This window comes from Shewanella sp. GutDb-MelDb (assembly GCF_002836075.1).
Taxonomy (GTDB): Bacteria; Pseudomonadota; Gammaproteobacteria; order Enterobacterales; family Shewanellaceae; genus Shewanella.
In genome coordinates this window covers 13554-35860 of the sequence record NZ_PJBM01000257.1, presented here as the reverse complement: position 1 = coordinate 35860, position 22307 = coordinate 13554, and the positions used below count along the sequence as shown (strand labels likewise).

At 45.2% G+C, this 22307-nt stretch carries 16 protein-coding genes; all 16 read left to right on the top strand.

What is annotated here, in order from left to right; genetic code table 11:
• Nucleotides 1-18: 18 nt before the first annotated feature.
• The 16 genes from CXF82_RS18140 (at nt 19) to CXF82_RS18065 (ending at nt 22306) form a co-directional block, all read left to right on the top strand.
• Nucleotides 19-486, top strand: a complete 468-nt coding sequence (locus CXF82_RS18140) for a pilus assembly FimT family protein (protein WP_101089830.1) — start codon at nt 19-21, stop codon at nt 484-486.
• Nucleotides 476-1090: a type IV pilus modification PilV family protein gene (locus tag CXF82_RS18135; RefSeq protein WP_102038888.1), complete on the top strand. Its 615-nt coding sequence runs from the start codon at nt 476-478 to the stop codon at nt 1088-1090. Before CXF82_RS18140 ends, CXF82_RS18135 begins: the two co-directional genes overlap by 11 nt.
• Nucleotides 1090-1968, top strand: coding sequence for a PilW family protein (locus CXF82_RS18130; RefSeq protein WP_102044701.1), 879 nt, complete (start codon nt 1090-1092; stop codon nt 1966-1968). Before CXF82_RS18135 ends, CXF82_RS18130 begins: the two co-directional genes overlap by 1 nt.
• Nucleotides 1958-2476 carry an MSHA biogenesis protein MshP gene (locus tag CXF82_RS18125; protein WP_102044700.1) on the top strand — a complete coding sequence of 173 codons (519 nt, stop codon included), beginning with the start codon at nt 1958-1960 and terminating at the stop codon, nt 2474-2476. The genes CXF82_RS18130 and CXF82_RS18125 overlap by 11 nt, the downstream gene beginning before the upstream one ends.
• Nucleotides 2469-7109 (top strand): DUF6701 domain-containing protein, encoded by a 4641-nt coding sequence (locus tag CXF82_RS18120; RefSeq protein WP_257982815.1) that lies wholly within the window; start codon nt 2469-2471, stop codon nt 7107-7109. Before CXF82_RS18125 ends, CXF82_RS18120 begins: the two co-directional genes overlap by 8 nt.
• A 173-nt stretch (nt 7110-7282) precedes the next feature.
• Nucleotides 7283-8332 (top strand): rod shape-determining protein, encoded by a 1050-nt coding sequence (locus CXF82_RS18115; protein WP_101089835.1) that lies wholly within the window; start codon nt 7283-7285, stop codon nt 8330-8332.
• A 39-nt stretch (nt 8333-8371) separates the two neighbouring features.
• Complete coding sequence (gene mreC / locus CXF82_RS18110; RefSeq protein ID WP_101089836.1) at nt 8372-9259, top strand: rod shape-determining protein MreC; 888 nt, start codon at nt 8372-8374, stop codon at nt 9257-9259.
• Nucleotides 9256-9744, top strand: coding sequence for a rod shape-determining protein MreD (gene mreD / locus CXF82_RS18105; RefSeq protein ID WP_101089837.1), 489 nt, complete (start codon nt 9256-9258; stop codon nt 9742-9744). Before mreC ends, mreD begins: the two co-directional genes overlap by 4 nt.
• Nucleotides 9745-9831: 87 nt before the next feature.
• Nucleotides 9832-10428, top strand: coding sequence for a Maf family protein (locus CXF82_RS18100; RefSeq protein ID WP_102044699.1), 597 nt, complete (start codon nt 9832-9834; stop codon nt 10426-10428).
• A 133-nt stretch (nt 10429-10561) separates the two neighbouring features.
• Entirely contained in the window at nt 10562-12028 is a 1467-nt protein-coding gene (rng, locus tag CXF82_RS18095) for a ribonuclease G (RefSeq protein ID WP_374702335.1), read from the top strand.
• Nucleotides 12028-16269, top strand: coding sequence for a YhdP family protein (locus CXF82_RS18090; RefSeq protein WP_257982814.1), 4242 nt, complete (start codon nt 12028-12030; stop codon nt 16267-16269). The genes rng and CXF82_RS18090 overlap by 1 nt, the downstream gene beginning before the upstream one ends.
• Nucleotides 16193-17026, top strand: coding sequence for a carbon-nitrogen hydrolase family protein (locus CXF82_RS18085; protein WP_101089841.1), 834 nt, complete (start codon nt 16193-16195; stop codon nt 17024-17026). The genes CXF82_RS18090 and CXF82_RS18085 overlap by 77 nt, the downstream gene beginning before the upstream one ends.
• Nucleotides 17027-17172: 146 nt before the next feature.
• Nucleotides 17173-18621: a metalloprotease TldD gene (gene tldD / locus CXF82_RS18080; protein ID WP_102038883.1), complete on the top strand. Its 1449-nt coding sequence runs from the start codon at nt 17173-17175 to the stop codon at nt 18619-18621.
• A gap of 143 nt (nt 18622-18764) precedes the next feature.
• Complete coding sequence (locus CXF82_RS18075) at nt 18765-20156, top strand: TolC family protein (protein WP_102044697.1); 1392 nt, start codon at nt 18765-18767, stop codon at nt 20154-20156.
• A complete protein-coding gene (locus tag CXF82_RS18070; RefSeq protein ID WP_101089844.1) occupies nt 20146-21117 on the top strand; it encodes an HlyD family secretion protein in 972 nt (323 codons plus the stop codon). Before CXF82_RS18075 ends, CXF82_RS18070 begins: the two co-directional genes overlap by 11 nt.
• Nucleotides 21118-21151: 34 nt before the next feature.
• A complete protein-coding gene (locus CXF82_RS18065; RefSeq protein WP_180961230.1) occupies nt 21152-22306 on the top strand; it encodes an ABC transporter permease in 1155 nt (384 codons plus the stop codon).
• Nucleotide 22307: the final 1 nt, after the last annotated feature.

The window sequence follows — 22307 nt, the reverse complement described above, 5'->3', positions numbered from 1 at the left end:
CATCAATCGGGATTGATAATGCATACAGCGTACCGACGCAGAGGCTTTACGTTAGTTGAGCTCGTGACTACCATTATTCTTATTGCCATTCTTTCGGTGGTGGTCATTCCACGTCTGTTTACGACTTCAAGTTACAGTGCCTTCACACTGCGTGAAGAGTTTATTGCTGAGCTGCGTAAAGTGCAGATCATGGCGATGAACAACCAAGACCGTTGCTATCGCTTATCGGTGACACCCACCCAATATCAAGTATCCCGATACTCTGGTGCTTGTAGCGGCACGCCAGTGCGGACTGATGTTGCGCAAGCCTTTCAAGGCGGCGCTGCATTGTTACTTGGCGTAAAAACCAGCTTTAAGGTTGAATTTAATAGCCAAGGTGTACCGATCGTTGACGGCAGTCGCTGCTCTGGTCAATGCATTACGGTTAAAGCCGACGAGACCCAATGGATTGCTATTGAATCGGAGGGCTATATTCATGCGGGTTAACTCATTGTTTGAGAAACGCTTGCGACAAAACTCTAGTTTAGTAAATCGCAATGGTTTGCAAATAAATAAGGGCTTCACGCTCATTGAGTTAGTTGTGGGTATGGTGGTGATCAGTATTGCCTTTGTGATGATGAGTACCATGTTATTTCCACAAGCCGAAAGAGCTGCGGATAATTTGCATAGAGTGCGCTCGGCAGAGTTGGCGCATTCGATATTAAATGAGATCTGGGGCAAGCGCTACGATCAAAATACTAACTCCAACGGTGGTGTCCCTGCTTGCGACGCAGTTGCTAAACCGTTGCTAGGTTTACCGGCTGGAGTGGCTTGTACTGCGAAAGATAAACTTGGACCGGATGAAGTAGCTACAGGTGTCACTGAAAGCCGTAACAACTATAACGATGTTGATGATTATATGGGGCTGAACATTAACAGCAATATGCTTAATAGCAGCGATACCTATGCTAGCCGATATATCAATTATGCATTAACGGTTAAGGTCGAATACAACGACGCAGCTAGCTTAAACAGTAAATTGGTCACGGTAAACGTCACTACTCCGAGCGGTGAAGTGATCACTTACAATGCGATTAGGAGGAACTATTAATGCAGCGGTCGTTAATATTCTCCCTGAGGCATAAAGGGATTTCGAATGCTAAGCGCCAAGGATTCACCTTAGTTGAATTGGTAACTGTCATTATCATTCTTGGAATTCTGGTGCTGGGAGTCAGCAGTTTTCTCATTTTTGGCACCCGTATATTTATTGATTCAACCTCAGTAGAGCAGGTAATGAGTCAAAGTCGTTTTGCGATAGAGCGAATGACGCGTGATATCCGTAATGCAGCCCCTAACAGTATCCGAGTTCGCAATAGTAACGACGATTGGCAATGTATTGAGATGATGCCGATTACATCTAGTGCATCCTACATCACAGCACCAATAGCGCCTTTTCCTGCGTCAAATACTGCAACGGTAATGCAAGCGAGTAGCACAGCGCCATTAACTAAAAAGCAGTTTTTGCTTATTTATCCATTAAAGCCCGCTGATGTTTATACATCGGTGACCAGTACCTCTGGAAAGTTGTTCGAGATAAAAGAGGTAACCAATAGCGCTACGACTAACGCGAGTAAAATTGAATTTGAAAGAAATATTCAATTTAATGGTATGTCGCCTCGACAACGTTACTTTGGTGTTAGTGATGCAGTAAGTTACTGCTTTGAAAAAGTGACCAATGAATTGAGCGTACTTAAGCGTTACTCTGGTTATGACTTTAATAACCCAGCCACGCAGCCAGGCCCAGCAAATATGGATACTGGCGTGTTGATGGCGGAAAATGTGGTTAATACCACGGCTTTAAATAACCCGATGGCTTATACCCCAGGTACATTACAGAATAATGCTATGGTGCATCTCAACCCCTTGTTTGATTTTCAGGGGCAATCTTTACAGTATCATCATCAAGTGCAGGTGATAAATGTCCCATAAATACAGCCGTTTTATCATTAGCAGCCAAGATACTATCGGTCACTCTAAACAGGGTGGTAGTGCACTTATTATTGGTGTCTTCATCATCACTGTGATGTTTTTGCTTGCAGCGACCTTAATTAATGTACTGAACGATGCCGATCAGCAGATCAGTCTTGAGGTCTGGGGCACTCGGGCATTTGCGGCGGCTAACAGCGGCGCCGATCGCGCGTTAGCCGAACTGTTTCCTGTTGATCAAGTGGGCGTTGGTGCTTGTAACGCAAATACTACTTGGAACATAGAAGCGGAAACTATTCCTAATACCACAACTAAGCTCGTAGGTTTTCATGGCTGCTCAGTAGTCATTAGTTGTAATGCTATTTCCACTACCAATCTGCCGATTAATATGACTCAATATTTGATTACCAGCACAGCCACCTGCAGTACCGGACAATGCGATTCCGGCACCAATAGCGATGCCAGTTGCATCCGCGTCAACCGCACGGTGGAGGTAGAAGCCCGTGATTAATTTAGGTATAAAATTATGGCCTCATTTACTGCTGTTATCGGTATTATTACCGTGCACAGCAAATGCTTTTGATGATATAGATGAAAGTGCTATTTTTCCAAAAGTAGCTCAAGCGCATAGAGGGAATAATAATTCTAATTGTGGCCTAGACAGTAATCTAACAATGAATGGCCAAAGCAGGATTAATGGTACCAATGGTGATAGCTTGTCATTTTGTAGCAGTAATGATGGATCCGGCTTATCGAATTCTAGTTGTGATACCGCTACTGGTGGTGATAGAAAATGCTCTATTACAACAAGTGATATTAAAGGGCTTAAGTTAAATGGCAACAATGCTTTTCAATCTGGTAGTGGCTCTGATTTAGGTATTACCAGTTGTAGTGCTTCACAGCAACTAAGCCTCGGCAGTAATGGAGCTGACGAATTTGGACCAGTAAGTTTATACAGCAGTTGTACATTAACTATGTCATCAACGCAGGATGAGTATTTTTTTAGATCTCTCGCACTGGGTAGCGGTGCAACGCTAGTTCTTCCTGCTGGGGATTACTGGTTTGAGTCTCTTACACTTAACCTAAACAGTAATATTGTACTGGAAGGTGATGTTAGGATCTTTTTAAACTCAGGCACTTCTTTTAACGGAGCAAAAGTAAATCAGAATGGACAACATCATTTAACGATTATTGCTTATAACAGTGTATCGATGAGTAGTGGTGCGATAGTACACGGCAATATTTTTTCCGATGCTAATGTATCAATGAATAATGCTAGCTCTGCCGATGGAAGAGTAACTGCGCGCAACCTAACCATGAGCGGTGGGAGTGTGATTAATGGCAGCGCTACGGCTCCTCAAAGTTTTGATTTTAAATTTGGCAAAGCTACATCTGGTACTGTTAGTTTCGTTCCTAAGTTTGAAGACGGTGTTACCCCTTTAGTTTTTGTGATGCCCACTATCACTAGCGATAACCCAAACGCTAACGATGGTCCAGCGTCAGTATTTATTACCAGTATTTCCAATACCGGCTTTAGTTGGAGTCAACGCTCGCCATTAGGTACTGATATCACATCTAAGCTAATGGCAGAAATTCATTGGGTGGCGACAACAGCAGGAGAGCATCAATTTTCGGATGGCACTAAGTTTGAAGCGGGTATAAAAGAAGTCGATGAGGTGCTTTATAAATCCCTTGGTGGATATGACAATGTATCTCTGAGCCAAAACTTTGATGTGGTGCTAAGTCAAATTCAAACATCTGAGAATGATTGTTGGTTATCCAGTACTGTTAGCCGATATGGCAAAGATCTCTCTATCGGGATGGATGTATCAGAAGTCGTTAATGCAGGTAATGGTAATGGTTTTGGCAACAAGTATTGCCGGCCAGGCTATACTAAACTCAACCAATTACAAAAAGAAAAAATTGCCTATTTAGCTCTAGAAAGTGGTACTGGTACCATATCTTTGAATGGTAAGGATACCAAATATCAATTTGGAAGTGACTTTTGGACCGACTCTGGGAGCATTAACAATCAGTGTGATAACCTAGATACATTAATCGGTTTTGATAACCCGCCAATCTTAGTTGCGGGAAAAAATTCTAGATATGGCCCCGATGGTGGCTGGTTAAGACGTTGCATACTGACAAATGATACCGTCAGTATGGTGATTGATGAAGACCAGTATCAAGATTCAGAACGAAATCATACCGCTGAAAAATATGGTTTCGTAGCACTCTCCTATATTGATGATACACCTGAATTACAGTGTTTTACTGATGATTTTAATCGTGATGACTTAGGCAGTGATTGGGCGATTAAAACATTGGGGAATTCAGCCACCCCAGCGATTGTTTCTAATAGAATGCGCATTACTCCAGCTTCACGTAATCAGGCTACATCTAGTACTTATCAGCGACTATTCCCAGCAGCCGATAATTTTGTACAAGTCGAGTTTGACTATTTTGCGTGGTCTCCTTCCAGTGGAACTGGCGGTGATGGTGTTGCCATTATCCTGTCTGATGCCTCTATAACACCCCAACCTGGTAGTTTTGGTGGTGCATTAGGTTACGCCCAGCGAAATAATGGAACTCAAGGCTTTGCTGGCGGCTGGATGGGCGTTGGCTTAGATGAGTATGGTAACTTCTCGAATCCGAGTGAAGGTAAAGTTGGTGGCCCTGGAGCTAGGCGGCAGTCAGTTACCATAAGAGGTTCTGTTAATTCAAGTTATATGTATTTAGCGGGGACTGCTGCCAATCTAAATCCTACGATTGATAAACGAAGAACAAGTACAGCCGAGCCCAATCACAAATATAGAATAACAGTAGATTCAAGAGAGTCCGGTAAGGCACTGGTTTTGGTCGAGCGAGATATAAAAGACGGTAATGGATTCCAAGTGTTGGTTCCTGAATTCGATGCTAGAAATATTGCCGGGCAAGGCGGCGTACCAGAAGATTTTTACCTCTCAATTACGGGTTCTACAGGCGGTGCTAATAATAACCACGAAATTGATAATTTTAAGGTTTGCGCATTAGATTCAAATCCGGTGGGCCAGCTTGTACATCATTTTGAATTCGATTATTCAAGTAGTCCATTAACCTGTAATGCTGAAGATATGACAGTACGGGCTTGTCGCAATGCCAATTGCGATCTATTTACTGATCCTGTAGTCGCTAATTTATCTCCTGCGGGAATGTCAAATGGTGGTTGGGTTGGAGGAAATGTAGTTAATTTTGTCGATGGTATTGCAAAGGTGAGTTTACGTTCGAATACTAACTCGCCAGTCACTATCGGAGTGTCTAGCTCCTCTCCATCGACAATTGCTGGCAGTGATACCTTATGCAGGCAAGGTGCTGGAACACTGAATACCGCCAGTTGCACTATCTCATTTGCTGACAGTGGTTTTATTTTTGACATCCCAGATGAATTTTCAAATAAGCCCTCGACAGACATTTTTGTTAAGGCGGTAAAGCAGGGAGACCCTGGTCTGGCTTGTATCCCAGCATTTGCAAATCAAAGTAAACCTCTCCAATTCTGGAGTGACTATATTGCCCCATCTACAGGGACTAAGAAAATCTCAGTTAAGTCCGGTACAACAGAAAAAGAGGTTGGGGACTCTTTGGCTACAGCAGAAACATTAATACTCAGTTTTGACGAAAAGGGTGAAGCCAAAATAGACGTTAATTATGCTGATGCGGGAAATATGCAACTCAATGCTAAATACACAGGCTCAGGCGATGAGGCTGGTCTTGTTATGAATGGCAGTAACACCTTTGTTCGCCGACCTGTTGGGATCTGTCTCGAATCTGTAGCTTGCACAAACTGTAGCGTAACAAGTGCTCCATATAAGCGAGCGGGGGAGGAGTTTGATATCACAGTAAAGGCAATGGCATGGGAATCCGACAGTGATAACGATATCTGTAGCGGCAATGTTACTACGCCTAATTTCCATCACGACAATATGCAGTTATCGCATGAATTAATAAGCCCCACTATTGCTGAGGGTGGGGAGCTTGGTAACCTAGGACGTGATGAGTATAAACAAACTTCAGGCGAACAAATTATCACTCAGACAGTGTCAGAGGTGGGTATTTTTACTTTTTCAGTATTACCTAAACCTGGTGGGTATTTTGGTTACGATATTCCCGGAGCCACTACGGATAATATGGGTCGGTTTACGCCCTATTATTTGACGGTTACGCCTGATAAACCTCAGCTTCAACCGACTTGTGTAAATCTTAGTGCTACACAGCCTTCTTTTACCTATATGGATGAACCCTTTTTGTTTAAAACAGGGGCTGAACCTAAATTGCTTATTCTTGGAAAAGATAAAGACGGTAACGAGACTAAAAACTACCAGATTGATAACTGGTGGAAATATATAAATCAATGGCATGATCGCCGTTTTAGTAACTTGGTCGGCTCAACATTACCAGTATTAGAAGAGCTCGATGCAGCAAGCCGTTCAGTTGTCTTTCTTGATGGAACCCCTAGTAAAGCTCGATCGGCTTATCTTCAGAAGGGGACGCTCAGGTACAATCGAACTTCAGCTTTGATTGTTCCCTTTGACGCTGTATTTGAACTTAACCTTCCTGCTAACGACTTAAAAGACAGTGACGGTATTTGCTATCAAGAAAGTTCAGCGTCAGCCTGTATTGGGGTGACTTTTGAAAATATCGCCAAAGATGACGCATTTGAAATGCGCTACGGCCGTTTAGTGATGCAAAACGCCTATGGACCTTCATCGGAAGAACTACGCCTAGAACTTGGCACCGAATATGTTAATGCTAATGCAGAATGGGTGGTGAACAATGATGATAGTTGTTCAGTATTTGATACCAATACCACCAGTGCATCGGCTGACACAGGACTTGCATTAACACCGCAAACTGGGCTTGAAGCGGTTGAAGGCTTTACCCGTTCTGGTGGAGCAGGTAAAGCAGGGACAGTTGGTTTAGGTAACAGCTTTATCTATTTCCCTGCACCTAGTGCAGAGGGTGAAGTCGCTTTGCAGTTAAATGTGGATAAGTGGTTAAAGTGGTATTGGGCGTATGACATTAGTGCATTAGAAGATCCACGAGCGACAGCTTACTTTGGCACCTATAGAGGCCACGATCGCATCATATATTGGCGAGAAGTTAACTAAGCGTCATTAAGCCGTGAACAAGGCAAAATATTGACTCGCTCTTTAAGGCAGATATTGCAAAAAACTTTACTTCATTAGCAATTGTTAACGTCTGTGGCCTTGTGGAATTCAAGAAGCATGATAAAGTTACCTGATTTCTTTTTTCTTCGATTCCACTGAGACAGGCTGGTTACATGTTCAAGAAGCTACGCGGCATTTTTTCTAATGATCTTTCGATTGATTTGGGTACAGCTAACACGCTAATTTACGTCCGTGACGAAGGTATCGTTTTGAACGAACCTTCAGTGGTTGCCATCCGTGGAGAACGGTCTGGCTCAGGTCAGAAGTCGGTTGCGGCCGTCGGTACTGAAGCAAAGCAGATGCTCGGACGTACTCCTGGAAACATTCAAGCAATTCGTCCAATGAAAGATGGCGTTATCGCCGACTTTTATGTGACCGAAAAAATGCTACAGCATTTTATCAAGCAAGTGCATAACAACAGTGTATTCCGCCCAAGCCCTCGTGTTTTGGTTTGCGTACCCGTTGGTGCTACCCAAGTTGAGCGTCGCGCTATCCGCGAATCAGCCATGGGCGCAGGTGCACGCGAAGTTTATTTGATTGAAGAGCCAATGGCTGCGGCAATCGGTGCTGGTCTTCCAGTATCGGAAGCGACAGGGTCTATGGTTGTTGATATCGGTGGTGGTACAACTGAAGTTGCCATTATCTCGCTTAACGGTGTGGTTTATTCTTCATCTGTTCGTATCGGTGGCGACAAATTTGATGATGCTATCATCAATTATGTGCGTCGTAACTACGGCAGCCTCATTGGCGAAGCGACCGCTGAGCGTATTAAGCATACTATTGGTACTGCTTATCCTGGCGATGAAGTGTTAGAGATCGAAGTACGTGGTCGTAACCTTGCAGAAGGTGTTCCCCGCAGCTTTACACTCAACAGCAATGAAATTTTAGAAGCACTGCAAGAGCCATTATCTGGCATTGTCAGTGCTGTTATGGTCGCACTTGAACAGTCTCCACCAGAATTGGCCTCTGATATTTCAGAGCGCGGTATGGTGTTGACGGGTGGTGGTGCCCTTATCCGCGATTTGGATCGTCTCTTAATGCAAGAAACGGGCATTCCCGTGATGATTGCCGATGATCCACTGACCTGTGTGGCTCGTGGCGGTGGTAAAGCGCTCGAGATGATCGATATGCACGGCGGCGACCTATTCTCCGAAGAAAATTAAGACGGTTAAAAAGGGCGGTGATTACCGCCCTATTTTTTTATGAAGCCAATTTTTGTTCGTGGTATATCAAACCAATTCAGATTGACCCTAGCCGTCATCATGTCAGTGATTTTGCTTGTTGCAAATGATCGGCTTGAGCCTGTGCGCAACTCGCTGTCCTCCCTCTTAAGTCCACTGCAATATGTCGCTAATATCCCAGGGGTATTACTTGACGAATCCGCAGAAAATTTGGCCACACGTAATATGTTGGCTAAGCAAAATAAAGAGTTATTACGCTATCAGTTGTTAATGAGTGAACGCTTACAACGCTTTGAGCATCTGCGCCAAGAAAACGATCGTTTACGTGGCTTGTTAGGCTCTCCTGTTTATATGGACGCTAAAAAAGTCGTTGCCGAAGTGATGGAAGTTGCCAGCGATCCCTTTCATCAATATGTGGTGCTTAACCGCGGCTCACGTAACAGTGTTTATGTTGGCCAACCCGTTGTCGACGCACAAGGTGTGGTCGGGCAGGTTGTGCAGGTCAGTGAGCTAACAAGCCGAGTATTACTGCTGTCTGATGTCTCGCATGGGATCCCCGTTAGAATTACGCGCAACGATGTCAGAATGATGGCTATCGGCACGGGCTCTATAGATGAGCTAGAGCTGCGTCATGTGGCTAAAAGTACCGATGTACGCGCCGGCGATTTGTTAGTCTCTTCTGGATTGGGAAAACGTTTTCCCGAAGGTTACCCCGTTGCACGAGTGATGACTGTCGAGAAAGATGACGGTAAAAACTATGCCACTGTGATTGCACAGCCGTTGGCAGCCTTAGACAGAATACGTTACTTGCTATTAATTTGGCCTGATATTGAAGCCGATGACGCGGAACTGGTTGCACCAGAAGGTGTCGAAGAAGCGTTAAAAGCCAATAAGGAGGCCGCGCAATGAGTTTACATGTCGCCAATGGCCGTTGGGTTGTTTGGTTAAGTTTGCTGGTCGCGATGCTATTTCAAATTATGCCCCTGCCTGAATTAGTCGAAGCATGGCGACCCGACTGGTTGCTACTGGTGATTATCTACTGGGCAATGGCGCTGCCACACAGGTACAACATATTAACGGCGTGGGTGCTGGGTGTGATGCTGGATATATTGCTGGGGGCGACCTTAGGTATTAGAGCTTTTGCCATGTCGGTGGTGGTTTATGTGGTGGTATTACATTTTCAACGTCTACGTAACTTCCCTATGTGGCAACAAGCATTGCTGGTGGCAACACAGGTCGCGCTCTATAACTTAATTGTTTTTTGGGTGCAGTTTGTGACGGATACTGCGAACTTTGATATCACGCTGTTTTATCCCGCATTTTCAAGTTTGATCATGTGGCCCTGGATATTTTGGATCCTGCGTCGTGTCAGGCGTTTATATAAAGTCCGCTAGCCCATTGCCGTCGTGACTTAAGTTTATGATGTATTTCCATGTTAGCTCGGTCTCCCTTGATTAGCACCTCTGAATAGGTATTGTAGAATGAAGTTAGTACTCGCTTCCGCGTCGCCAAGACGCAAAGAATTATTAGCTCAATTAAGCTTTTTAAGCTCAGCTGAAGATGGCTCATTTGACTTCGATATATTGGCGACTGATATTGATGAGAGCCATCATGCTGGTGAGTCTGCTGCAACCTTTGTGGTGCGCTTAGCGAAAGAGAAAGCGATAGCGGGACTGAATTTATACGCTGCAGAAGGCAAGGCCGTTGTACTGGGCTCAGATACGATTGTGATATTAGGCGATACTATTTTAGGTAAGCCGACAGACGAAGCAGATGCAAAGGCAATATTAACCCGCCTTGCAGGAAAGGCACATCAAGTGATGACGGCTGTCGCGGTCACCGATGGGGATAAAACCCTGACTAAGTTGGTGACCACTGGCGTACAGTTTTGTGCAATGACACAGTCTGATATTTTGGCTTATATTGCGACTGGAGAGCCCATGGATAAAGCCGGAGCTTATGGGATCCAAGGTTTAGGCGGCAGTTTTGTAGAAGCTATTGAGGGGAGTTATTCCGCAGTAGTCGGGTTACCTTTGGTAGAAACCCGTGCGTTGTTGTGTGAGATGAATATTTTATAACCCGATAATAAAAATCCAATTCTAGGTTGTAACATCGGTCACTAACGCCAAATCCTTTTTAAATTAGCTATTTCCCTAAGTGGGGTGAGTTGTGAATACAGGTCGAATCGTGCCAGGCAGAGTAAAGCGAAAAATAGGTTCTGAACTGCTAATCAATGTGACACCAACCGAAGCTAGAGTGGCATTGGTAGAACATGGTGTATTGCAAGAAGTACACATAGAGCGACGCATGAAGCGTGGTTTAGTGGGCAATATCTATAAAGGAAAAGTCAGCCGAGTGTTACCCGGTATGCAGGCTGCCTTTGTCGATATTGGCTTAGATAAGGCCGCCTTTTTACACGCCTCTGATATTGTGCCACACACCGAGTGTGTTGCTGATGTAGAGAAGGGCAACTTTGTTGTACGTGACATTGCTGAACTGGTGAGGCAAGGGCAAGATATCATGGTGCAGGTGGTTAAAGATCCGCTCGGTACCAAAGGCGCACGCTTAACTACCGATATTACACTGCCTTCTCGTTACCTTGTTTTTATGCCGGGTTCGAGCCATGTTGGCGTATCGCAACGGATTGAAACTGAAGAGGTCCGTGCCAGACTTAAAAAAATTACTGAGCCTTTTGTCGATGATGATGGCGGGTTTATTATTCGCACCGCCGCTGAGAGTGCCGGTGAAGATGAACTGGTGCAAGACGCTGCTTTTTTACGCCGTGTATGGGCCAAGGTCAGCTTACGACGCAAGCGCAAAGGCGTATCTTTACTTTATCAAGATTTAGCGCTGCCGGTTAGAATCGTACGTGACTTTGTCGGTACAGAGCTTGACCAAATTCAAGTTGATTCCAAGCAAACCTATGACGAGTTACAGCAATTTGCGCAAGAGTTCATGCCCGAAATTGCCAATAAGCTAGAGCATTACAACGGTCCAGTGCCTATTTTTGACCTTTATGATGTTGAAAATGAAGTGCAACGTGCATTAGGGCGCAAGGTGGAACTTAAGTCCGGCGGCTATTTGATTATTGATCAAACTGAGGCCATGACCACGGTTGATATCAATACCGGTGCTTTTGTCGGCCATCGTAACCTTGAAGAAACCATCTTTAACACCAACCTTGAAGCGACTCAGGCGATAGCGCGGCAATTAAGGCTACGTAACCTAGGTGGCATTATCATTATCGACTTTATTGATATGTTAGAAGCCGAACATCAAAAACGTGTGCTTTCGGGTCTTCAGGGAGCATTAGCCGTTGATAGAGTAAAAACCAATTTCAGTGGTTTTTCTGGTCTTGGCTTAGTCGAAATGACACGTAAGCGTACTCGCGAAAGTTTAGAGCATGTTTTGTGTGGCGAATGTCCATCTTGTCTCGGTACCGGAAGTTTAAAGACCGTAGAAACGGTGTCATACGAAATGTTTAGAGAGATCATTCGTTTGAACAAAGGCTATGATGCCGATGAATTTTTAGTCTATTGCGCGCCAGCGGTTTACCACAGTCTTAAAAGTGACGAAAGCCACCTTCTGGCCGAGCTAGAAGTGTATATTGCTAAGCGTGTTCGTTTACAGAATGAACCTATGTACGCTCAGAATAAATTTGATGTGGTGATAATGTAGTGTCATCTAAGACTCGTAAATTTAATTTTCTTAGAGTGTGCCTGCAGTCTCTGGCTATTGTGATGGTGCTTTTTGCACTATTCGTAAGCTTGTTTCGAGGGCTGTTGCCCCAGCTTGATCAAGTCAGATTAGAGCTAGTTGACTATATTCATAATAAGTATCAAGTCGAAGTGCAGGTGGGTCAATTACAAGCCGAATGGCAAGCATTTGGCCCAGCGCTCACCGTTAAGAACTTTGTGCTCCCTTCCCAAGAAAAGCTGCCTGTTACCCTGCTGTTTGAACAAGTGCATGTGAAATTTGATTTTTGGCAAACCTTGTTGACCGCAACACCGCAAATAGAAGATGTTATTTTTGATGGGGTAAACGTCGCGCTCGATCTCGACCGATTGGCATCGACTTCGACTTCAAACTCATCAAGTACAAAGATGAACACTGATTGGCTCTATCAGCTGATGTTAGAGCAATTAGAGCGATTTTCAATTACCAATGCCCGTATTCAGCTATTAAGCCAAAAACACCAATACCGCCCTATTTTCATTAAAGATATGCATTGGCGTAATACGGAAAAGCGTCACCGTGGTCAAGGTAAGTTGTTTTTAGATGAAGAAGCTTCAGATATAGAGCTGCTGGCATTAAGTGTTGATATCAAAGGCGACGGCCACAAACCTGAGTCATTAATAGGACAGTTTTATCTTGCGGCAGCGTCACTCGATATCGGCGAGTGGGCATCGCGCCAACCTAATCCATTTGATGCAAATAAAAAGCTGCAGCTCGAAGGGGTGGTTAATTTAGAGGCGTGGATAAGCTTTGCTAATCGTGAGATTAATGATGCCACAGTCGCGTTTAAACCTAGCTGGCTAGAGTGGTTTTTAAACGGAGAAGCGCAGAAGTTTTCAATTCAAGCGGGTGCAATGCGTTGGCATCCAGATACCAATGGTTGGTCTCTAAGCAGTCACGATCTGTCTTTTGCAACCAATGGCGCGCAATGGCCATCCCCTGTATTGAGTGCCAAGCAACATGGGGCTAGCATCGACGCTTATTTAAATACTTTGGATTTAGCCACGGTATTACCGCTACTGCCGCTGCTCCCCGGTATTGAGCTCGACACCTTACAGACTTGGCAGGCGTTAAGCCCTCAAGGAGAAATCACCAATACCCAGTTACAGTGGGATACCGACAAAAACCAGCCGCAACTTAGCGCTTATGCGCAGCAAATTAGCTGGCAAACGGACGGTGCTATCCCAGGGCTTTCGGCTATTGATGCTAAGGTCATCGTTACCGATAAAGAATTACAGTTTACGTTGCCTGCACAGCAATATGTGGTCGATTTTGATGGTGGCTTTGAAGCACCACTCGATCTTAAGGGCGATGCATTAACAGGAGAGTTCGATTTCGCGACTTCAGCGCTATCATTACCTAAACTGCATTTTAGCAATGCGGATATTTCAGTTGATGCCGCCACTCGACTTGAGTTTTCTGGCGCGACTCATATGGCATTGTTAGCCAATCTTAATATTAATAACGTGGCAAATGCACATCGTTACTTCCCGCTTAAGGGAATGAGTACTGGCCTGGTGGACTATTTAACCGGCGCATTAAAAGCAGGAAAAACAGATGATGCCGTCATCGTGTGGCAAGGGGCTTTTGAAGATTATCCCTATTCACAAAGTGCGGGTGTTTTTCAAGCGGGATTCACCTTAGCAGATGCTAATTTTAAATTTCAAGACACTTGGCCTGCAGTATCCAATTTAAACCTATCAGCACTGTTTGAGAATGCGGCTATGGATTTGTGGGTGAATAAAGGTCAGTTGATGGATGTTTCAGCGGATGGCGCCTATATTGGCATTCCCCTCATGAACCATGAAAGCATGCTCATCATTAAAGCTGACTTGGCGACCAAAGCCGAAGCGGCTAATGCGGTGATCCAGGCTTCTCCCTTGGCTGACTCCGTGGGCTCAACGCTTGATGTCGTACAAATATCAGGTGATATTACTGGGCAGATAAATCTGAGCATTCCGCTGTTTGATGGAGTGGATGAAATCATTCAGGGCACGGTTAATTTTGATAATACGCCAGTTTATATCAGTGAACCGGGTATTCAGCTAGATAATGTCAGCGGTCAAATTCAGTTTATTAATGATGTAGTGACGGGCAGCGACATTAATGCGCTGATGTACAGTCAGCCATTAACATTTAGCTTTGATACGGGGCGGATTAACAAAAACTATGCGGTGAATGTCGACTTGACGGGGCATTGGCTGCTAGATAACTTACCCAATGAACTCAATAACCCGTTAAGTGATTATTATAGCGGTGAACTTGATTGGACTGGCGGATTGATGCTGATATTCGACCCCTCTGGTTACCGTATTCAAGCACGGGTTGATAGCGATCTTCTTGGGACTGAACTGGCTCTGCCAGCCCCATTTACTAAGGCGTCGACCAAAACGGCAGAATTTACGGCAGAGCTTATTGGCGATAACAAGGAGTCCTCTCTGGGGATTAAGCTAGATAAGCAGTTAGAGTTTTGGGGTGGTTTTGATCTCGAGTCCGGTAATGGGCTCGCTCACTTTGATCTATTACTCGGTCGCTTATTTAAACCCGGCGACCAGTTACGTAAAACAAAAGGGCACCTACAGATAGATCTCGATAAAACCGAATTTTCACCTTGGTTACCCATCATTCAGAGCTTTACCGCTAAATCAGAAAAGACGCTAGAGTTAGATGTCGATACGGGAGTAGAGAGTGGGTCTCTTACGGCTACTGATCGTTTTTTCCCGCCTTTAGTGTCAATTGAAGCTAACTTTAATGATCTAGATTTGATGGGGCAACCATTGAATGACCTTCATTTCAATGCAGGGCCTACTGAATATTCATGGCGATTCGATGCCACTTCTGAGCAATTCGATGGTCGAATCGACTTTTATCCTGATTGGGTTAAGCAGGGGCTTAAAGTGGTGGCGAGCAAGTTGTATATGTCGCCAAAGGCGAAGACTGATGAAACCGCGCATTTCAAGTCCGATACTGTTTTGGCTAACTTACCGCCATTAGCGGTCGATGTGGATGACTTTAGATTGTTTGATAAATCGATGGGGCACCTCGTTTTACAAGCCAGCCCTAAAGATGATACTTATCAGATCCAAACCCTATCCTTAAGTTCGCCAGAGGTGCAGCTTAAAGGAAAAGGCACTTGGTCGATAGAAGATGGCCAGAGCCTGACCTCGTTTAATTTGACTCTAGATTCAACTAAGTTTGACTTCCTGTCGGCTAAATTGGGCATAGATCCAGGTCTTAAAGACGCACCAACATCGGTGGTCGGTGAAATTTCCTGGATCGGAGCGCCATACGCATTTTCGCTCGACACTCTTGATGGTGAAGTGAGGTTTGATTTAGGCAAAGGGCATTTGTCAGAGGTGAGTGACAAAGGGGCGCGGATATTCTCGCTATTTAGCCTTGATTCACTGCTGCGTAAATTGTCATTGGACTTCTCCGATGTATTTGGTAAAGGTCTGTATTTTGATTCGTTTGGTGGCACCTTGATGCTTGATAACGGGGTTGTTAAGACCACAGATACTGAGATGAAGGCTGTCGCAGGTAATATGCGAGTGCGTGGTTATACCGATTTAACCACTGAAAGTTTGAATTATGATATTCGCTTTGTGCCGCAATTAGCATCAAGTGTGCCGACGGTGATATTGCTCAGTACCGGCGGTTGGACATTAGGCTTGGGCGCTTTTGCACTGACGAAAGTACTTGAACCTGTTATTGAAGTGATATCCGAGATCCGTTTTAGGCTGACAGGCACCATGTCTGAGCCTAAACTTGAAGAGTTAGAGCGTAAGAGTAAAGAGATTGAGATCCCAGAATCGGTGCTGCCTAAAAAGGCCGTTGAACCTGCTGAGGGGAGTGGACAAGACAGCGCTTCAGAGAAGCAGCCTGAGGATGCTGTATCAATCCCAGTATCAAACTCAACGTCTAAAATTGTCCCAGCACAGGGGCAGGTATTAGAACCTATTTCAGATATAGCGTCAGCGAAAGTAGGGCTTAAAATGGAAGCTAACGGCGCTAGCGAAACGAGTCAGCCTGATAAGACAATTGAGCAATCCAATTTGAAAGAGAGTGGCCAAACAATGCCTGCTTTGAAATTGATACCGGGAGAGTCAGATGCAAGTAAGCCTACTGCAATGTCAGAGCAGCCGCAGCGTAATCGAGAATCTCGCATTTATCGAGTCGCAGCTTAAGCAATTACCTCGGCTGGATGATAATCAACAGCTAGTAGTATTGCCTGAGTGTTGCTTGTTATTTGGTGGACAAGAGAGCCAACAACTCGACTACGCAACAGACGAAATACACAGTCAACTTAAACAAGACTTAGCTGCGCTAGCAGATAAATATAGCGTAGTGTTAGTGGCCGGTAGTATTCCTATATTGGCAGAAGACGGTCGCATCTATAATCGTTGTTATGTGTTTGACACTGATGCAAGCGTATTGGGCTATTACGATAAGCTGCATCTATTCGATGTAGAAGTGTCGGATGGCACCAAGCAATATCGAGAGAGTGATGCATTCTGCCCCGGCAAACATATTACCGTGGTTGATACGCCCTTTGGTAAGCTTGGTTTGGCTATTTGCTACGATATTCGTTTTGCCGATTTATTCAGGGCGCTGCGTGAAGCAGGGGCTGAAATTATTGCACTGCCAGCGGCCTTTACTAAGGTTACCGGTGAGGCTCATTGGCAAGTTCTGCTGCAAGCTCGAGCTATTGAAACCCAATGCTTCGTGTTAGCGGCAGCACAATGGGGCATTCACAATAACGGCGGTCGTGAGACATGGGGCCAAAGTATGATTATCGGCCCTTGGGGAGATATTTTAGCCCAAAAGCCAACGGGTACCGGTTGGGTTAGCGCTCAGCTGAACATGCGAGACTTACATGCCGTGCGGGCAAAGATGCCAATAATAACGCATAACCGCTTTCAGTCGCCAACACTTAAGCAGTAATGCTAAGCGAGTCGTGGCAATCTAGGTTAACCTAGCGCTATGTTGGCATTATTCCTTAGCAACAAGCTAAAACACAAATCGTATAGAGATGCTTATCTATAAGGGTTTCTAGAACAGAACTATATTTGGTCGAAGAGAGAGAATTGATGTCATTTTTAACCCAAGTTGGACACAGCCTACTGCAAGATGGACTGGCGATAGATGATCTACAAAGCTATTTAAAGCGTATTCATGAGCATAAAATTGATTTTTCAGATCTGTATTTTCAAGGTAGCCGCCACGAGTCTTGGGTGTTGGAAGATGGCATCGTTAAAGACGGCAGTTTCCATATTGAACGTGGCGTGGGTGTTAGAGCGATAACCGGTGAAAAAACAGGTTTTGCTTATGCGGATGAAATTACCCCCGCAGCATTAGAAGCTGCCGCAACTGCCGCTCGCAGTATTGCAGTATCTGGCGGTAGCGGACGCGTTAACGCTTGGAAGCAACAGCATGATAAAGCGCTTTATATAAGTTCAGATCCCATTGCCGCCATGGAAGAGATTAAAAAAATAGCCTTACTTAAAGAAGCCGATGTCTATATTCGTAGTCTCGATAAACGAATTATTCAGGTAGTAGTGAGTCTGTCTGGAGTGCATGAAGAGATATTAGTTGCCGCAAGTGATGGCACTTTAGCGGCCGATATTAGACCGTTAGTTCGATTTAATTGCAGTGTTATTTTAGAAGAAAATGGCAAGCGAGAGCGCGGTGGTTCTGGTGGTGGCGGGCGTCATAGTTACGATGTGCTGTTAGCCAATGGTGATGATGGCTTACCATATTGCTTTGCTTTTGCGCGTGAAGCTGTACGCCAAGCATCAGTCAATATGCAAGCGGTCGATGCTCCAGCAGGTGAGATGCCGGTAGTGTTAGGCGCGGGCTGGCCTGGCGTATTGCTGCATGAAGCGGTCGGGCATGGCCTAGAAGGCGACTTTAACCGTAAGGGTAGTAGTGCATTTAGTGGCAAAATGGGCCAACAAGTGGCCTCTAAATTGGTCACAGTGGTAGACGATGGCACCATGGTCGATCGTCGTGGCTCGTTAAGCATTGATGATGAAGGTACACCGACTCAAAAAACAGTATTGATTGAAGACGGGATCTTAAAAGGCTATATGCAAGATAAGCTCAATGCTGGACTTATGGGGGAGCGCTCTACCGGTAATGGTCGTCGTGAGTCTTATGCTCATTTGCCGATGCCGCGTATGACAAATACCTATATGGAAGCGGGCGAGTCAGATCCTACCGAGATCATCAAATCAGTTAAGAACGGGATTTATGCGCCTAACTTTGGTGGTGGCCAAGTGGATATTACCTCCGGTAAGTTTGTGTTCTCTGCATCAGAAGCTTATTTAATTGAGAATGGCGAGATTACCCAGCCGATTAAGGGAGCAACCTTGATAGGCAATGGACCAGAGGCAATGAGCCAAATTTCGATGGTGGGTAATGACCTTGAACTCGATAAAGGTGTTGGTGTGTGTGGTAAAGATGGGCAAAGTGTACCTGTAGGTGTTGGTCAACCAACATTAAAATTGGACAAGTTGACAGTAGGCGGCACTGCGTAAAGGTTTACCCTAAAGTCGTTTAGGTCAAAATATCAAAGTAAACTAGGATTTAGCGGTAAGCTCATTACGCTAGATCCTAGCGAGCAGTGGTTAGCAATGGTACTATTCACTCAATAATTAGAGTAATAACTCTAGAGGTGTAAATGAAACGTTCGCTCTGTGCTCTTTTGTTGGTTCTTCCGCTGTCGATACAGGCCAAGCCAATTGCGTTTAATCAAGCTTGGGATCAATTACTCAAGGTGAGTGATAAATTGCAAGCGGGCACGCAAGAGGTCAATCGTGCAGAGGCCGAGCGCGATGCTGGTGAAGATATGAATTTACCTTCAATTAACCTCACTGGTAGCTATACACGTCTAGAAAAGCCCATTGAGTTAGATCTGCGCGATCTCAATCCGTTGGCTTCATTGGATCCTGCTGCGTTACCTCCAGCGATAGGTGGTGCATTGGCAGGTATTCCAGGATCGCTATTTGTAACTCCTTTCACCGAACAAGATATCTTCCGCTCTAGTTTGCAAGCGATGTGGCCAATCTACACCGGGGGTAAAATTACTGCGGCGCAAGCTATACACGAAGCCCACGTTGCAGAAAAAGAGGAACAGTTAAAGCTGACCACTCGCGATCTGTTTGTGACTTTAGTTGACCGCTACTATGCAGTGGCAGTAACAGAAACGTTAGCGCAAACTAAAAAGCAGTTGGTAGACTCTCTTACGCTGCATGCTTCACACGCCCAAAAACTTGAACAGCAGGGGCAAATAGCCAAAGTTGAACGACTTAATGCGCAAGTGGCACTCGAAAATGCCAAGGTGAGTTACGGCAGTGCTAAGCGTCAATCTGAGATGGCAATGATTGCCTTATCACGCATGTTACATGAGCGTGACGTCGACGCGACCTCATCACTGTTTATGCTAAATAATTCGCCGTCATTACCACAGCTATCCCAGCTTACGATGAACCAGCATCCGGCATTAAAGCTACTTGAAGCCAAAGAGGCACAAGCGCAGGGGCTTATCAACGTTGAAAAGGGCAGTTACTACCCAACGGTCTTTCTTTACGGTAATTACACCCTTTATGAAGACGATAGTCTGTTCTCAAAAATGGAACCTGATTGGATGCTTGGTGTTGGGGTTAACATTCCACTGCTAAGCCGTGATGGCCGCAGTGGCAAAGTCGAAGCTGCTAAAAGTGCACTGTTGCAGGCTCGATATACTAAAGCGCAAACCCAACAAGATTTGAATCTACTGTTAGAACAAAGTTACCGCCAATTACTTCAGGCGCAAGAGGAGGTAGTCTCACTCAATAGCTCACTTAGCTTAGCTGAAGAAAATAAACGCTTACGTGACATCGCTTTCAGGCAGGGCTTGTCGACCTCAATTGAAAAAGTGGACGCCGAACTTAAACTCACCGCGGTAGAAACTCAACAACTGGGCGCCCAGTACCGCTATATACAATCGTATGCGAGGCTGATGGCTATTAGCGGTCAGTTAGATGAATTTATTGGCAGAAGCCTTCAGCAAGGGGAACAAAATGCGCACTAACCGTATCTTGGCCGCAATAGCACTTATTGCACTAATCGGAATATTAGCTTACGGACTCGTGTTAGCTTACAGCCCTAAACCACAGGTATTACAGGGGCAGATTGAAGCCCGCGAATATAATATCTCCTCTAAAGTCCCAGGGCGTGTAGAGCAAGTTCTCGTGCGCCGTGGAGATAAAGTTAGCCAAGGTGATCTGCTATATGCGATTTATAGCCCTGAGTTAAAAGCTAAATTAATGCAAGCCGAGGGTGGTCGAGATGCTGCTAAAGCGATGCAGCAAGAGGCTGATAATGGCGCTCGTAAACAGCAAATTTCAGCTTCGAGGGAGGAGTGGTTGAAGGCGCAAGCGGGATCTAAACTTGCTAATACCACCTTTGATCGTATTGAAGCACTATTTAATGACGGAGTCATTGCGCGACAAAAGCGTGATGAAGCCTTTACGCAGTGGCAAGCTGCAAAATATACCGAACAAGCTGCATTAGCCATGTATCAAATGGCGGATGAAGGTGCGCGCTATGAAACCAAAGCCGCAGCAGCGGGTAATACTAGAATGGCTGAGGGGGCGGTTAATGAAGTCAATGCCATATTGGCTGATAGTCAGATGCGATCGCCAAAAACAGCTGAGGTTAGCGAGGTTCTCTTGCAGGCGGGTGAGCTAGCGCCTAGCGGTTTCCCAGTGGTGAGTTTAATAGACATGAGTGACGCTTGGGCAGTGTTTCAGTTACGTGAAGATCAGCTAAAGCACGTCAAGCAAGGCCAAACAGTGTTATTAACCATACCCGCACTTGAGCGTGACGTTGAGTTTACCGTTAGCCATATTGCGGTCATGGGTGATTTTGCCACTTGGCGTGCAACTGAAAGCGGTCATGATTTTGATATGCGAACTTTCCAAGTCGAGCTACGCCCGAATGAGGCTATTGCTGACTTGAGAGTCGGTATGTCTATTCTGTTTGCTTTATAACACTCTGTAGCACGGGGCTGATGCTTTGATAAATATGCTAAAAAGAGAAACAGCTGCCCTGTTAGACGATCCTTGGCAGCTGGCGCTTATCAGCTATATTCCGCTATTGGGTATTATTGGATTATGGCTACTATTTAGTGCGGGCTTACCAAGACAACTTCCAGTGGCTGTGGTCGATTTAGATCAAAGCCAAGTGACCCGAGCGCTTGCTCGGCAGTTACAAGCAAACCCTGTTACACAACCCATCAGTTATACCGATCTCGCCAGCGCTGTCGACTCAATGCAACAAGCAGAGGTTTATGCGCTGCTAGTGTTGCCCCACGGCTTTAAACGTGACCTGCTTACAGGTAAAAGCCCGACGATTGATATCCGCTATAATAGCCAGTTTTTATTGGTGGGTAAGTTATTGTCGAGCCAGCTACAAGCAAGCATGGCCGATGGTTTAAAACCATTCGCGGCGATGAAACAACTCGCTGCGGGCGTGCCTAAAGCCAAGGTCGCGGTGAATTTAAGTCCGGTGAGCAGTCAAACAACGGCGTTATTTAACCGTAATAACAACTATGTGGGTTTTCTGGTGCCACCAGTATTGATAGCGTTGCTGCAACTCGTGGCCATGATGGTGTTTGCTAATAGCCTTAATCGAGAGCTACGCTGGAATACCACCTCTGAATGGGTTTCACTCGGGATGTGGAAAGGTATTGCGGCGAAAGTGCTTTTCTATACGCCAATTGTGCTGCTGCATGGTGGCTTTATTCTCGCGCTTATCTATCTGTATTTAGGTTTGCCTATTGCTGGCAGTATCGCGCTACTGTTAGTTGCACAACTGCTGATGTTGCTCGCTGTGTGGTTACTGGTGCTGCTGATCTTCTTCGTCCTAAAAGACAGCGCTAGGGTTATTAGTTTTTGTACCGCTATGTTTGCCCCTGCATTTGCTTTTATGGGCGTGACATTTCCCACCCATGAGATGCCTGCACTTGCCCAATGGTGGCGCGTCATTATGCCATCGAGTCATTATATTGAAACTCATATTGCGGTGGTGAGTTACGGTCAAGGTTGGTTAGCGACCTTGCCCCAGTTTACTGGCTATTGGGGCTTCCTATTGCTACTCATTCCGATTAGCGTATTGGCTGCAAAAGGCTTCGATTCAGCAGATAATGTAACTGCACCACTCGCAGCTAAGGAGCATTAGT